Here is a 14,189-nt window from a genome sequence, read left to right on the forward strand (position 1 = left end):
TTATGGCTGGATCACCCGATCCGGGCGCGGGCTTCGATGATGCTACGTGGCTACCGGCCGGTATTGAATGGCCGTTCTGGGATCCCAGCCAAAGGAAATGGGATGACTTCTTCGCTCCGCTGCCATCCTGAAACTGGTACACCATTCATCGAAGGAGTAGGCAATGGCTGCAACTGTTGAGGCTGTCCTCCATGACGGCTCCGTCATTCCGGTCAGCGTTCACGGCGATGGCCCCGCGCTGCTGCTGCCCGTCCGGCTTGAGCAGTATCCGCCGGAGCAGGCGGAGACGATACGGAAGTGGGGCGGCGATGCGGACCTGGGACCAGCCCTGGTTGACGGGCTTTCCAGATCCAACCGTTTGGTTGTGGCCGATTACGAGGGCCACCGGATGGCCCATCCTGCTGCGGAGACCCTTACCCCGGACAACCTTGTTGCGGACCTCCTCGCTATCGGCGACGCCGGTGGGGCAAAGGCCTTTGGCTACTACGGCTACTCCTGGCTCGCGCTTGCCGGGCTTCAAGTGGCCCTCCGCACTGACCGTCTGCGGGTGCTCGCGATGGGCGGGTTTCCGCCGCGGGACGGGCCCTACCGGAGCATGCTGGCAGTCACGCGGGCCGCGCATGCCGCATCCACCCGAGGTCCTGACCCGTCGGCAATTTCTGTCGCTGAGGCGGAGCCGGGGGACTGGGACTCAGTGGCCGTTCAGACCACCGAGGCCCAAACCCGCCAGTTCGTCACCCTGTATGAGGCGTTGCAGGATTTCGACGACGCCGGTGCTGCAGTGCCGCCGGGCATGTTCAGTCTTGCGTTCGCCGGGGCCAACGACCAGATCGACTACAGCGAGCAGTGGGGCGGTGTCCGGGTGAGCATTGGCGAGCCGCTCGCCAAGCACCGCGACGAGCTGGTCGCCGCCGGTTGGGACGTCCAGGTCCTGCCCGGACTGGACCACCTGGGCGCGATGCACAGTTCAGTGGTCCTGCCTCTCCTGGGGGCGTGGTTAAGGAAGGTCGGCTGGGTGCGGGACTAGGACCACGGCTGGGGCGCCCGTCGAAGAGGTTTTCACCCCAAACCCCTGTCACCCCACAGTGCCAAGGTGATTGTCAGACCCCCTTGTCATGATGGGTTTATGGGGAAAGCAGCGGTGGTGAAGGCGTTTGAGGACATCAAGGCCGCCCTTGCCGTGCTCAACGCGGAGGCGGAGGGCTGCTGTTCGGAGCCGTTCTCGGATGCTGATCCGCTGGCGGGGCTGGGAGATGGGTGCCTGGACATCCTCGCCGGGGCGCGGGCGGCGGAGGCCGGGTTCGCCGCTTTGAAGGCCCGGGCTGCCGTGACGTATGCGGACACTGCCCAGCTCATTGCGGGGCCCGAGGCCCCGGTGCAGGCGCTGGAAATGTCCGTTGCCGCGGAAATCGGCGCCCTCCTGGCCCTCGGTCCCAGGGCAGCGGGTGCGTTCCTGGCCGCCTCCCACGCCATAACGAAGGAACGGCCGCTGACCTTCTCGGCCTTGCAGGCAGGGACGATCACCTGGCCGCACGCCCTGGTCATGGCGGAAGAAACCGCCGGCCTTGACCCCGCCGGCGCCGCCGCACTCGAGTCCCACTTTCTGGACCCCGAGGTGTCCCGGCCGTCTACGGCCGCCCCGGTCGGGGAGTTGCCCGCCTACCGGTTCCGGGCCAAGGCCAGGAAGTGGCGGGAACGCCACCACCCGGAATCCATCGAAAAGCGCCACGCCAAATGCGCCGCCGACCGGCGGATGGAATACACCCCGGACCGCGACGGCATGGCCCGGGTCTCCCTCTACGTGCCGGCGGACCAGGCATCAGCCATCTGGAACCGCACCACCGCCCTCGCCCGCGGACTCCAAGGCCCCGACGAACCCCGGACCATGACACAACTCCGCCCCGACATCGTCGCCAGCATCCTGCTCGGCGCCGGAACCGCACTTCACCCCGGCCCGGAAACCAGCCCAGAACAAAGCAGCACAGAACCAAGCAGCACGGGACAGGCCAGCACGGAACAGAGCGGCGCGGGACAGGCCAGCACGGAACAGAGCGGCGCGGGACAGGCCAGCACGGAACAGAGCGGCGCGGGACAGGCCAGCACGGAACAGAGCGGCGCGGGAGAAAGCGCCCCGGCTGCAGGCAAGCCGGGTGAAACCCACGCGGGTGCCGGCTTGGGCGACGTCCCCGTACCCAGGGCGGACGTTCTAGTCACCGTCCCGGTACTCGCCCTGTTCGGCATCACGGACGAACCGGCAAACCTGGACGGCTATGGTCCGATCCCCGCGTCGATGGCCCGCACACTCGTCGCCAACGGTGCGAGTTCCTTCTACCGTGTGCTGGTGGATCCACGGGACGGGGCGCCACTGGAAATCGGCCGCACCAGCTACCGGCTCACCAAAGCCATGAAAAAAGCTCTGCAGCTTCGGGACGGAAGATGTACTTTCCCCGGCTGCAATAACCCATCGATGGACAACGAGGCAGACCACCTTCAAGCCTGGCAGCACGGCGGCACGACGGGGATCGGTAACCTGGCCCAGCTCTGCCCGAAACATCACCGCCTCAAACACTCCACCGGATGGACGCCCACCGCGGCCACCCAAAACGAACCCCCCGGCTGGACCTCACCCACCGGCCGCCACTACAAAGCCGAACACCACGACTGGGAACCACCACGCTGGCCACAACAACTGAAGCCAGGACAACTGGGGCATGCCCGCATCAATCCGACCTGCCTGCCCCCGGACTTTGTCTACGGCCCCTCCCCAGGAGAACAAGAACTCGAACGGTTCCTGCACGCCCCACCCGCCTGACTCTTCGCTGGGTTTCGGGTTCAGGGCTTCGACAGGCTCAAGCACCGGGCTTTCGGGTTTCGCTTCCCAGCCGCTCCCTGATCTCGCCCGCTTGGTCAGGGAATCCGGCGGCCGTGGGCCCACGCTCAGCCACCGAAGTGCACAGTGCTCAACTACCGCGACGTGGAAGGGTCAAGCGCCGGAACTTGCCTTGGCCTTCCGCCAGCCTCCGGAACGGTTGGTGGCGATGATCCCGCGGAAGATCTCGAGCAGGGGCTCCTCCTGGACGGGGTCACCTTCGTAGTACGAAATCATCCGGCCCGTCTTGTTGCCGTGGCCGCCGGTGATGATGTGGTGCGGGTCCGGGGTAAGGCCGCCGTCGTACAGGAAGACGTTGACGTGGTCCTTCGCTGCGAGCAGCGCGCAGATGTTGCCCTGCAGGACGAAGTAGGGCTGGACGGTGCGCTTGATGGTCTCCTCGACGGCTGGATCAGCGGCGTGGACCAGATCCCGCACCTGCTGGCAGATCGCCTGCTGCCACGGTGGAAGGGGGTCGATGTACTGGTCAACGCGGGGGTCTTTCTCGTAGCTCATCGGCGAACTCCTTCGAATGTCGGCGCCTCTACGGCAATGGTTCACCGTTCCATCGAAGAGGGGAAGACGTGGCCGTGCGGGAAGCCGCGCCCCGGCGTCGTACGTTCTCGGGTCTAAACTTGCCGCATGGGTGCCGTTGACGATTCCCTCGCCGCCATGTCCGGGACCGACCGCGCCTGCCTGCAGCGCGTTGTCGAGCTTGCGCGGAGCCTCGCGCCAGACGCCGTCGAAGGGATGAGCTACGGCATGCCCGCCCTGAAACTGGACGGCAAGCCGCTGATCGGCGTGGTAGCGGCGGCCAAGCACCTGTCCATTTTTCCGTTCTCGCCTGCAGTGGTGGATGCCGTCGCGCCGAGTCTCGAAGGCTATTCCCTGTCCAAGGGGACGGTCCGGTTCACGCCGGACCATCCCGTTCCCGATGACGTGGTGGCGGAGATGGTCCGGCTGCGGATGGCGGAGATCCGGAAGTAGCTCCCTAGAGTTGCGCCGGGTCCAGCGGCAGCGGAGTAATGGGCTGGTCATTCGCCGTCAGGTCGATGCCCAGGTCTTTGGCGAAGACCAGCCGGGTCAACTTGTAGATTCCCGCATGGTTTTCATCGAGTTCGAAGACACGGGCGCCGCGGAGCCTGTTCCGGTCGGCGCCCGGAAGCCCGTACGCGCCAAAGCCGGTCCCGGGCCCGTAGCCAAGTTCGACGCCGTAGTAGTTGCCCGCGTAGGTGTTGACGTGGTCGTGGCCCACGAAGTAGCCGCGGACATCCCCGCGCTCCAGAAAGGCGTTGAACAGGCCGGAGTTGAAGGGGCCCGGGCACTCGTCTTCGTTCCGCTCGCCCACGATGTTGTGCTTCTTCGCGGCACGCTGGTGGTCTGCGTCCGTCCGGGAATCGAGGCTGGCGAACCACATGTTGCGGTGCTCGTGCAGGGCGATGTGCCCCCACATCAGGGACGGAATTTTCCTGCCATACTTCTGTTCCGTGGCGATCGAGAGGTTGCGGTACCAGGTGACCTGGTCCATGCGTACCCAGTCCCAGTCCGGATAACCAGCGAAATCCTGGCCGTTAATGCTGTCCGGGGCGTAACGGCCGGTATCGATGAGCCAGAGGCCGAAAGCAGGGTCCTTGGACTTCGAGGACTGGACCAGCAGGAGCGAGTTGGAGGTGCCGGTAAGGCCGTCGATGGAGTCGCCGTTGATGTTGAAAGAGTAGCTTTGCAGGAACTGCAGCATTTTGTCCTCGGTCATGCCGGTCCTCGCAACGGAATCTTCATCGTGGTTGCCGAAGGTGACAGCCCAGGGGATCTTCCGGCTTTCCATGGGCAGGACCACATGGTTCAGTGCCTGCTTGACCTCCAGCTCGGTATCGCACCCGCCGTTGATAACGTCCCCATTGATCACCACGAAGTCCGGCTTCTCCGCGTCCAGCGTGCGGTCCATCAGCTCGATGGTCCGGCGGTCCGTCTGTTCGTCGTCCTGGGTGTCGTTGAACTGGATTACCTTGAACTTGCCGTCGGGGCGGAAGGCGAGGCTGGGCTTGGGCGCCTTAGCCCCCGGCGCCGCGTTAGCCCCTGTTCCAGCGGCGACTGCGACACCCAGTGCGCCAAGGGTGCCGGCGGCGGCCAGCGCCGCCCGCCTGCTGAAGCTGGATTCGTTAATTTTGGTGGTCATCGTTGCCTCTCTGCACATGGTGGGCGCCTCCGCTTCCGGCCGCCTTCCCTGTGAGAGTAGGAAGCTTCGGCGTCCGGGTTCCTAACGCACGGTAAACAGCGCATGCGGCGGCGGGCCGCGGTCTCAATCTGCGGCCGGCCCGGCAGGTTCCTCGACCCCTTCCACCGCTTGTGAGACCATCCGGTATGGGTGAAAACAGCGAAGAGTTGGACAGCGCCGGGGTGAATGACCAAGTGCAGGAGCCGGGAAATCCGCCTCCCGCGGCCGAACAGGGGCGGTCCATTGGTGACCGCCGGCGGGATGCGGAAGCCAAATTGGAGCAGCATCTGCGTGACGCGCGGAGCAAGGAAACGGAAGCCGACGGGCAGCAGCAATGAAATCGAACGACCTGCTGCTGGATGCGTTCGGCAGGATCCGGGAAACGGTGGAAGCAACTCTTGAAGGGCTCGACGACGGGTCCCTCACCGTCCGGCCGTCGGGAACGGGCAACTCGATCGCATGGCTGATCTGGCATCTGGCCAGGGTGGAAGATGTTCAGGTTTCGGATGTTGCGGGGCTGGAACAAGTATGGTTCACCCGGGATTTCGTGGGCCGTTTCGGACTGCCGCTTCGCCCTACCGATACGGGCTACGGGCACTCAAGCGATCAGGTGGATGCTGTGCGGGCTCCGGCGGAAGTGCTGCTTGAGTACTATGACGCGGTCCACCGGCAGACGGTTGATTTTCTGCAGAAAGTCAGCGACGAGGACTTGGACCGTGTGGTTGACACCCGGTGGGACCCGCCCGTCACGCTCGGCGTGCGGCTGGTGAGCACCGTCGCGGACTGCCTTCAACACGTAGGGCAGGCCGCGTATGTAAAGGGCCTGCAGCGGAAACCCGCAGAATAAACTTTCCCTATTTCGCTGGCCACATTTCAGTTCCATAATGGCCACATAGGCTTCGGGGACCCTCGCGCCGGTATGGCTGGCGGGGCGTTGCAGAGTCCCAGGTAGCCGCCCACAGCAGGGCGGAGTGGACGGCCACGCAGCCGCGGACAGGGACGTTCCGGGACTGCAATCGGGGGAGAGCAGCGCCATCATCGCGATAAAAATGCACAAAGGAATTTATTATGCTCAAAGATTCAGCAATCATTGCTGTTCTTCCGGCCAAGGACATCAACAGGGCCAGGGACTTTTACCGGGACAAGTTGGGCATTGAACCATCCGGTTCCATGGAAGAGGACAGCCTCATGTATACCTGCGGGAAAGGGACAGGCTTCCTCGTTTACCAGACGGACAATGCGGGGTCTGCCAAGAACACCCAGATGGGGTGGGAAACGGACAACCTTGACAAGGAAATGGAGGACCTGCGCAGCCGCGGCGTGACGTTCGAAGACTACGATTTTCCCGGCCTGAAGACGGAAAACGGCGTTGCCACCAGTGATTGGGGAAAGGCCGCCTGGTTCCTGGACAGTGAGGGAAACATCCTTAATATCACCCAGCGCGCATAGCCTGCAAAAGCCCGCGCGAGCCTCCTGCCCGCGCGGGCTTTGGGTACTGCGGACGCCGATTATTAAGTGGAGAGCCTGCTGTGCGACGGGCATATCAAGGTTGGCTCAAGAGAAGCTCAAACTTGCCTCAGGTTCTTGCAAATCCCGGCTTCCACCGCTTTTTGGCGAATAGGCTCCCAGCTGTAACCAACGCGGCTTAAGCAAAAGGCCCGGCTCATCGCCGGGCCTTTTTTCATGGGGGAAAACATTGTCAAAGTTTGGGAAGGTGCCGGGGCCTGCACGGAGACCGCGGCGGACGCGGAAGTCCGGGGCAGTTGCCCTTGGGGTTTCTCTGGCATTCTTTATCGCCGGCGCCATCGCCCTGCCTCGTGTTTTGTCCGCGGATCTGGAGACGGCAGCTTCAGCCAGCACAGCAACAGCGGCCCCGGCGGAGGCGAGCCCGACTGCGGAAGCTGCGCCGGCGCCGTCGTCCGTTCCCTCCGCCTGGGAGACTGCGGAGCCGCTGGCCCGCGAAACGTCCAACGTTGTGGCGCAGGGTGCCGCTGCGCCGAACACGCCGGCCTTCACCACTAAGGCGATCGATCTGCTCGCGACACTGCCCATCAAGGGCCGGGCGCCCAAGACGGGCTATGACCGGGCGCTGTTCGGGCAGGCCTGGGCGGACGTTGACCGCAACGGCTGCGACACCCGCAACGACATCCTTCGGCGTGACCTGACGGACGTCACCTACACCAACAGCGTGCCCTGCAAAGTGCAGACCGGCACGCTGGCGGACCCGTACACGGGCGCCAGCATCAGCTTCCTGCGGGGGAGCGGGACCAGCACCGTCGTCCAGATCGACCATGTTGTTGCCCTCAGCGATGCCTGGCAGAAAGGCGCGCAGCAGCTGACCGCTGAGCAGCGGACAGCCTTCGCCAACGACCCGCTGAACCTCCAGGCGACGGACGGTCCCACCAACCAGAAAAAGGGCGACGGCGACGCCGCCACCTGGGTGCCGCCAAACAAGGCGTTCCGCTGCGAGTACGTCGCGCGGCAGATTTCGGTGAAAGCGACGTACAGCCTCTGGGTGACCCAGGCGGAGCATGACGCTATGGCGAACATTCTCGCCGCGTGCACGGGGCAGTTGGCCCCCACGGAACAGCAGGCGGCTGCTGCTCCAGCACCTCCTGCATCAGCACCGCCTGTGTCTGCCGCGGAACCGGCGCCCGTTGTTCCGGCGCCTGCTCCGGTTGCAGTGGTGCCGGCTCCCGCTGTCCCCGCGCCAGTTGTTCCTGCACCTGTTGTTCCTGCACCTGTTGTTCCTGCACCTGCCGCCGTCTTCTATGCGAACTGCGCGGCGGCAAAAGCCGCCGGTGCAGCGCCCATCCTCACAGGCCAGCCCGGTTACCGGGCAGGACTGGACCGCGACCTGGACGGCGTTGCCTGCGAAAGCTGACTCAAAGTCTTGGGGCTTTCAGGCCCCATGTTTCACCATCACAAACATTCCTAGGGGGAAAAGTGAAAAAGACACTGACATTAGTTGTCCTGACCGGACTAATGCTCACCGGATGCGGCGGCGGCAAGCAGGCAGCCGTGCAGGCAACTGAAACGGCAACCGCCGTTGCCGCCGTTGCAGAAACGGTGGCGGTTCCAGGCGTAATAGGCCTGACTTTGGACAAGGCCACGGAGCAGCTGGAAGATCTCGGCTTCAAGGTTGAGGCTGTGGACACCGTTGACGGCAAGTCGATCATGGTGAAGAAAAACTGGCAGGTGATTTCCCAGGACCCCACGGAGAGTGCCCAGGCTGCAAAGGGTTCCACGGTGCACCTTGGGGTCACATCCCTTGAAAAGCTGGCCGCTGAAAAGGCTGCCGCGGAGAAAGCGGCTGCCGAGAAGGCTGCCGCCGAGCAGGCAGCCGCTGCAAAGATTGCGGCAGAGAAAGCAGCGGCCGACAAAGCCTCCGCTGACAAAGCGGCCGCGGACAAGGCTGCGGCAGATGCGGCCGCTGCACAAGCAGCCAAGCCCGCCCCGGCTCCCGCTGCACCCGCTCCTGTTGTTCCCGCTCCCGCTCCCGCTGTGCCGGCACCGGCTGCGGCCTACTACGCTAACTGTGCCGCCGCCAAGGCGGCAGGGGCAGCACCGGTGCGTGCCGGAATGCCGGGCTATGGCATGCACCTCGACAGGGACGGCGACGGCATCGGTTGCGAAAAGTAGGGGCCACCAGTGAACTGACTCATCGTTCACTGATTGCCTATTAGACAAGATGCCGTGGACGCCCTTTATGGGTGTCCACGGCACTTTCGTCTATTGTTCTTGATTAAACCCCTCAGTGCGAGGTCATCTCCCGCATCAGCCCGAGCTGTGACAGGAACTCCACCTGGTCGAAGTAGAAATGGTGAGATGTGATCTCGCCGTTCTCCACTGTGGCCACGTCGCAACTGCGGATCCTGAGTTCCTTGCCGGTGGGCTGCATGGTTTCGCCGGAGGGCATCCGCAGGGGCCCGGTGTTGGTTCCGATCACGATGCCCTCATCGATCGCCACGTTCCCGGACTCGTACCGTCCCATCTGGTTGTACCGGACGTCCGGCATTGCTTCCCAAAGGTCAAAGAGGTAGCTGCTGATGGCGTCACGCCCGCGGATCTCCCCCTGGTCGGGGGTGTATGCCACGGCGTCGGCGGCGTAGCTGCTGGCGAGTGTCTCTTTGTCTTTTGATTCCATGGCCCGGTTTAAGCGGTCCATGACTTCGCGTGCCTGTCCCATAGTGGACCTCCAATTTTTGGGCGGCCTCACGGAAGCGGAGGCCGCTTCATGGATTGACTTCGGCTGCTTGCCGGAGCCAACTACATTCCACGCCAGGCCCGGATCGCTGTCAACGAGCCGTGCTATCGGTTCAGAACGGCAGCGCAACCAGTGCGATCAGCGCCGGCACCGTGGCGCCCAAAGTCCCTGGGATGCTGTCGCCCCTCCTGGGATAGTGGCCCTGCATGTCCGCCAGGAACATCGCCGGGGCGGTCAGCACCATGTTCAAACAGCAGTAGACCACCAGGGTATGACCAACCACCACGTGGCCCATGTTCACGGCCACCACCCCGGCCAGGACGCCCAGCCCGATCACCAGATTCCGGAATCCGGTGGGAATGGCCCACATCATTACGGCCGGAACGTTTTGCGGCGGGGTGCTGAGGAACTTCTGCGCCCCTGGCCGGTGCATCAGGAAGCTCTCCAGCGGGAACACCACGATGTAGATCACGGCGGCGAGTACCGCGAAAATCTGGGATACGGCGTTCATGGAGGAAGAGTACGACGGCGGTGCGCGCCGCCCACATCCCCCGCACCGGGGTTCCGGGGTGCGTGCGGAATCCCCACTGCAGGGGATTGCGTCACCGCCCGGTGGGCAGATACTGGAGCTATGTGGGAGGAGCGCGCTGAACGCGCGCGGCGGGAGATCGCCGCCCTGGCCGCCGGCGGACTGGGCCTGGCTGAGCTACATGCCGCTGCGCTCACCGTGGTGCAGCGGGAGGTTCCGTTCGAGCAGGGTTGCTGGGCCGGCGTCGACCCCGAGTCCCTCGTGATGACCTCTGTTACCAACTGGAGTGACTGGGGCGTGACGGAGGAGTATGCGGCACGCTTCGCCGAAACCGAGTACGCCGGGCAGGAACCGAACCGGTTCGCCGAACTGTCGCTGCGCCCGCGGCCCATCGCCCGGATTTCCGACGCGCCGCACCGGGACGTGACGGGCAGCGTCCGCATCAACGACATCCTCAAGCCGCTGGGCCTGGAGCACGAACTCCGCGCCGCATTCCGGGTGGACCAGGCGTGCTGGGGAGTGGGCAGCATCTTCCGGGAACCGGGCCCTGATTTCTCCGACCGGGAGGTGGACTTCCTCGCCGCCGTCGCAGACACCCTGGCGGCCGCCAGCCGGATCGCCGTGCGTTCAGAACATGCCGGCCGCCAGGCAACAGCCGGGCCGGTGATCGTCACCGCCGCACCACACGGCGAGCTGAAGGCAGCCACCGCGGCAGCGGCAGCCTGGCTGGCCGAGGTGGAGGACGCCGAACCGGGCCGCTTCACCATGACCCTGCACTCGGTTGTGGCACATGCTCATGCCTCGAGATCGGGCACGGCCAGGGCAAGGATGCGCGGCGCCGGAAACAACTGGGTGGTGCTCCAGGCCAGCCGCCTGATCGCCGGCGATGACCCCGAACAGATGGTGGTCACCGTGGAGCCGGCCACCACCGATGATCTGGCCACCCTGCTGCTCGCGGCATACGGCGTCACTGCCCGGGAGCGGGAGGTCTGCCTGGAGGTGCTGACCGGGAGTACGACGGCGGACATCGCCCACCATCTGTTCATCTCCCCACACACTGTCCACGACCACCTGAGGTCGCTCTTCGGGAAGGTGGGCGTGCGTAGCCGGGGAGAGCTGGTGGCCAGGCTCGTCGCATAAGGCGGGCATCCCAGAGTTAGGGACTGACCACCCGCCCGTTCTGGACCAGTACGTCCAAGTGGTCGGCAATGTCAGCCAGCACGGCGATATCCTCAAGCGGGTCCGCGGACAGCACCAGCATGTCGGCGTCCGCCCCCGGTGCCACGACGCCTAGCTGGCCTTCGCGCTCCAGCAGCCGGGCCGCCGTCGTGGTGGCCGAACGGATGGCATCGATGGCGGGCTGAACCTTCCCCAACAGCCGGAACTGTTCGTTCTGGTGGCGGTGCATGCCGCCGAGCAGGTCGGTTCCGAACGCCATCTTGACCCCCGCTTCGTGGGCGCGGCCGATCGCTTCGAGGCCGCTGCTGAGGACAGAGTCCACCTTGGCCCACATCTCTTCGGTAAGGCCGAAACTCCTGCCTTCCTCCTTGAGCGCCCAGTACGTCACCAGGGTGGGCACCAGGAAGGCGTCCTTTTCGAGGAAGAGGCGGAGGCTTTCGTCGTCGAGCAGGTTGCCGTGCTCAATGGAACGGACGCCGGCCTCCAGCGCGCGGTTGATGGCCCGGGCCGTGTAGGCGTGGGCGGCGACATAGCGGTTCGCTGCCTCGGCCTCCTCCACGGCCGCACGCATCTCCTCCATCGAGTATTGGGTAGAGTCGATGCGGTCCGTGGGGGATGAAACTCCGCCGGAGGCCATGATCTTGATGTGGTGCGCACCCTTGCGGATTTCATCGCGTGCGGCGGCACGGACGGCGTCCACCCCGTCGGCCACGCGGCCGATTCCGCAGCATCCCCGCCCGTTCGGATCGTGGTCTTCACCGGGCAGGCGCATGTCGCCATGGCCGCCCGTCTGGCTCAGCGCGTGCCCGCAGAAGTGGAGTTTCGGACCTTCCAGCAGGCCTTCCTGCTGTGCCATCGCCAGGCCGAAGTCCGCTCCGGAGAGATCGCGGACTGTGGTGAAGCCGCGGCGCAGCATCTGGCCCATGATCCGGGCCGTCTGCGCGTATACGTACGACGCCGGCGTGTAGGTCAGCGACCGGAAGTCGGCACTGGAGGCCACAACGTGGACGTGGCAGTCAATGAGCCCCGGAAGGACGAACTTTCCGGTGCCGTCGATGACCCGGGCACCCGAGGGTGCCTCGGCGTCCGGACCAACGTGGCTTACTTTTCCGTCCATGCTGACGACGTCGGCAGTCGAGTAGGTGCCTGCGTCCACGTCCAGCACGCTGGCGTTGCGGATCACCAGGACGGCGGTTTCTTCAGCCGGGGCCTGGGTGTTCGGGGTGCTCATTTAGATGGTGTCCTTCCCATGGACATCGTGGGGATGGGCGGCAAAGGCTTCGGTGAGGCCGGTCAAGTTCCTATTGACGACGGCGACGGCGGCTTCCACGCTTTGCTGCGTGTAGCTGCCTTCCGCGTCCAGCAGGGCGAGGACACCCACCACGTTGCTGCCGCCGTCGAGCACGGGAACGTTGATGACGGCACCGCAGCCGAGCCGCTGGATGAGTTCGGAATCGGCGAAGACCTCACGGAGCGAGGCCAGATCCGGGGCCAAGAACGGCTTCTTGTCTTCGATCACCGTTCCGAGCCAGCCGGGGGAGATTTCCACCGTTTTCTCACCGCCTACCGGGTACTCCGTCGGATGGCTGGTGAAGAGCCGCCGCAGGCTGGACCGCTCCGGGATCCACTGCAGCACCGTGAAAAGGATGACGCCGGGATCCTCCCGCATGGCGTCGAAGACCTGCTGGAAGACGACGTCCGATTTCATTGATGTTTCTGTCATTTCTGTCCCGTTCCCGCGGGCGCCGGATCATGCTCGGCGCGGGCGTTGATGTCTTCGAGGGATTTGCCGGCGGTGGAAGCGCCGAAGATGACCACGCCCAGGACGCCGATGGTCAGGACTACCGTTGTCATCACGAATACTCCGCCGAAGCCGAGCGCCACGGAGAAGATGCCGATGATGGACGGGGCCAGGATGCTGCCGATGCGTCCCACGGCACTGGCCAGGCCGACGCCGGTGGCCCGCATCCAGGTGGGGAACAGTTCGGGAGTGTAGGCGTAAACCCCGGCATAGGTGCCGTTCAGGAAGAAGGACAGGGTTGCCGCGGCTACCAGGATCATGCCCGAATCGTTGGACTGGCTCAGCCAGAAGGCGCTGAGCGCGGAACCGGTCAGGTACAGGGCGATGGTGTTCTTCCGGTCGATCCGGTCGTTCAGCCAGGCGGCGGAGAAGTAACCGGGAATTTGTGCGAGGTAAATGATGATCGAGTACTCGAAGCTCTTGGTGACGGTGATGCCGCGGCCCACCAGCAAGGTTGGGATCCAGGAGAAGAAGCCGTAGTAGGAGAACGTGATCACGAACCAGATCAGCCAGATCACGGCGGTCCGGCGGCGCATAGCCCTGGACCACATGAACTTCAGGGCATTCCAGATGCTGATCTTCTGCTCGTGCTTGGTGATTTCCTCGGTGGCTGGCGGAAGCGCGGCAAGGTTCTTGCCGGTTGCCTTCACCACGCTCTGCTCAAAGCGCTCCACCACCTCGGTCGCTTCGGCGATGCGGCCGCGGCTGATGAGGAAGCGGGGGGATTCGGGCAGGCTGCGGCGCCACCAGAGCAGGAGGAGGATCGGGACGGCGGTGACCACCTGGGCCCAGCGCCAGCCGTCCTCGCCCATCGGGACGATGAAACGGCCAATCAGTGCTGCACCCACGAAGCCAAAGGAGAAGAATCCGGCCAGTGTTCCAATGAACCAGCCGCGGCGCTTCGGCGTAATGAACTCGGACAGGAACGGCGCGATGATGACGCTTTCTGCGCCGGCACCCAATCCTGCAAAGATCCGTGCAATCAGGAAGACCTCGAAGTTGGGGGCCGTGGCGGCAACTACGGACATGAGGCAGTAGAAGGCAAGCGCCCAGAGCATCACCTTCTTGCGGCCGAAACGGTCGCCCATCCATCCCGAGAGGATGGCTCCGAAGAAGAAGCCGAGCGGGGCAGCGGACCCCACCAGGCCCAGGCTTGCGTTGCTAAGGCCCCAGAGTTCCTGGATGCGCGGGAGCAGGAAGGCGACCACTGCACCGTCCATGCCGTCGAACGAGTAACCGAGGCCTCCAATGAGGAGAAGCTTGTAGTGTGGGCGACTGAGAGCCAGGCGGTCCAAGCGTGCTGTAAGTGACATTGGGGATTCCTGCCAGAGTGGGCCAAGTTGTACATTTTGAGGAATATGCACAGATCTGTGCAGATGTGATGTAATC

15 protein-coding genes are annotated in these 14,189 nt (G+C 64.5%); 8 read left to right on the top strand and 7 right to left on the bottom strand.

Features of this window, described 5'->3' with window-relative positions:
* Positions 1–163: 163 nt before the first annotated feature.
* Both BMX78_RS05730 and BMX78_RS05735 read left to right on the top strand, forming a co-directional pair.
* Complete coding sequence (locus tag BMX78_RS05730) at positions 164–1,027, top strand: alpha/beta fold hydrolase (protein WP_091417508.1); 864 nt, start codon at positions 164–166, stop codon at positions 1,025–1,027.
* 99 nt (positions 1,028–1,126) lie between these two features.
* Positions 1,127–2,812, top strand: a complete 1,686-nt coding sequence (locus BMX78_RS05735; protein WP_091417511.1) for an HNH endonuclease signature motif containing protein — start codon at positions 1,127–1,129, stop codon at positions 2,810–2,812.
* 171 nt (positions 2,813–2,983) lie between these two features.
* On the opposite strand, the gene BMX78_RS05740 is transcribed toward BMX78_RS05735, so the two are convergent.
* Complete coding sequence (locus tag BMX78_RS05740) at positions 2,984–3,385, bottom strand: DUF1801 domain-containing protein (RefSeq protein ID WP_091417512.1); 402 nt, start codon at positions 3,383–3,385, stop codon at positions 2,984–2,986.
* Between the two features lie 126 nt (positions 3,386–3,511).
* Here BMX78_RS05740 and BMX78_RS05745 point away from each other — a divergent pair, with 126 nt between their 5' ends.
* Positions 3,512–3,856, top strand: coding sequence for an iron chaperone (locus BMX78_RS05745; RefSeq protein ID WP_091417515.1), 345 nt, complete (start codon positions 3,512–3,514; stop codon positions 3,854–3,856).
* Positions 3,857–3,860: 4 nt separating this feature from the next.
* Here the strand turns inward: BMX78_RS05745 and BMX78_RS05750 are convergent, their stop codons facing one another.
* Positions 3,861–5,045 carry a metallophosphoesterase family protein gene (locus tag BMX78_RS05750; protein ID WP_091417518.1) on the bottom strand — a complete coding sequence of 395 codons (1,185 nt, stop codon included), beginning with the start codon at positions 5,043–5,045 and terminating at the stop codon, positions 3,861–3,863.
* Between the two features lie 373 nt (positions 5,046–5,418).
* Between BMX78_RS05750 and BMX78_RS05760 the strand changes: the two genes are divergently transcribed.
* The 4 genes from BMX78_RS05760 to BMX78_RS05775 all read left to right on the top strand — a co-directional run bounded on the left by BMX78_RS05760 (position 5,419) and on the right by BMX78_RS05775 (position 8,726).
* On the top strand, positions 5,419–5,931 hold the full coding sequence (locus tag BMX78_RS05760) for a mycothiol transferase (protein WP_091417522.1): 513 nt from the start codon (positions 5,419–5,421) through the stop codon (positions 5,929–5,931).
* A 221-nt stretch (positions 5,932–6,152) separates the two neighbouring features.
* Positions 6,153–6,533: a VOC family protein gene (locus BMX78_RS05765; RefSeq protein WP_091417525.1), complete on the top strand. Its 381-nt coding sequence runs from the start codon at positions 6,153–6,155 to the stop codon at positions 6,531–6,533.
* Positions 6,534–6,906: 373 nt separating this feature from the next.
* Complete coding sequence (locus tag BMX78_RS05770) at positions 6,907–7,968, top strand: GmrSD restriction endonuclease domain-containing protein (protein ID WP_353615426.1); 1,062 nt, start codon at positions 6,907–6,909, stop codon at positions 7,966–7,968.
* A 62-nt stretch (positions 7,969–8,030) separates the two neighbouring features.
* Complete coding sequence (locus tag BMX78_RS05775; RefSeq protein WP_286138811.1) at positions 8,031–8,726, top strand: excalibur calcium-binding domain-containing protein; 696 nt, start codon at positions 8,031–8,033, stop codon at positions 8,724–8,726.
* 112 nt (positions 8,727–8,838) lie between these two features.
* Here BMX78_RS05775 and BMX78_RS05780 read toward each other — a convergent pair whose 3' ends face one another.
* Together BMX78_RS05780 and BMX78_RS05785 are read right to left on the bottom strand one after the other, a co-directional pair.
* On the bottom strand, positions 8,839–9,273 hold the full coding sequence (locus BMX78_RS05780; RefSeq protein ID WP_091417530.1) for a nuclear transport factor 2 family protein: 435 nt from the start codon (positions 9,271–9,273) through the stop codon (positions 8,839–8,841).
* A gap of 130 nt (positions 9,274–9,403) precedes the next feature.
* Positions 9,404–9,802, bottom strand: a complete 399-nt coding sequence (locus tag BMX78_RS05785) for a DUF1304 domain-containing protein (RefSeq protein WP_091417532.1) — start codon at positions 9,800–9,802, stop codon at positions 9,404–9,406.
* Positions 9,803–9,922: 120 nt separating this feature from the next.
* Here BMX78_RS05785 and BMX78_RS05790 point away from each other — a divergent pair, with 120 nt between their 5' ends.
* Positions 9,923–10,960, top strand: a complete 1,038-nt coding sequence (locus BMX78_RS05790) for a helix-turn-helix transcriptional regulator (protein ID WP_091417535.1) — start codon at positions 9,923–9,925, stop codon at positions 10,958–10,960.
* Between the two features lie 16 nt (positions 10,961–10,976).
* On the opposite strand, the gene BMX78_RS05795 is transcribed toward BMX78_RS05790, so the two are convergent.
* The 3 genes from BMX78_RS05795 to BMX78_RS05805 are packed head-to-tail and all read right to left on the bottom strand — an operon-like array spanning position 10,977 to position 14,113.
* The gene (locus BMX78_RS05795; protein WP_091417538.1) at positions 10,977–12,230 is read right to left on the bottom strand and encodes a metal-dependent hydrolase family protein; all 1,254 of its coding nucleotides are present in this window, start codon (positions 12,228–12,230) and stop codon (positions 10,977–10,979) included.
* Positions 12,231–12,722, bottom strand: coding sequence for a GAF domain-containing protein (locus BMX78_RS05800; protein WP_286138812.1), 492 nt, complete (start codon positions 12,720–12,722; stop codon positions 12,231–12,233). It lies immediately after the preceding gene.
* On the bottom strand, positions 12,719–14,113 hold the full coding sequence (locus BMX78_RS05805) for an MFS transporter (protein WP_091417542.1): 1,395 nt from the start codon (positions 14,111–14,113) through the stop codon (positions 12,719–12,721). Before BMX78_RS05805 ends, BMX78_RS05800 begins: the two co-directional genes overlap by 4 nt.
* Positions 14,114–14,189 lie beyond the last annotated feature (76 nt).

The sequence above is a fragment of the Arthrobacter sp. OV608 genome (assembly GCA_900110595.1).
Lineage (GTDB): Bacteria > Actinomycetota > Actinomycetes > Actinomycetales > Micrococcaceae > Arthrobacter.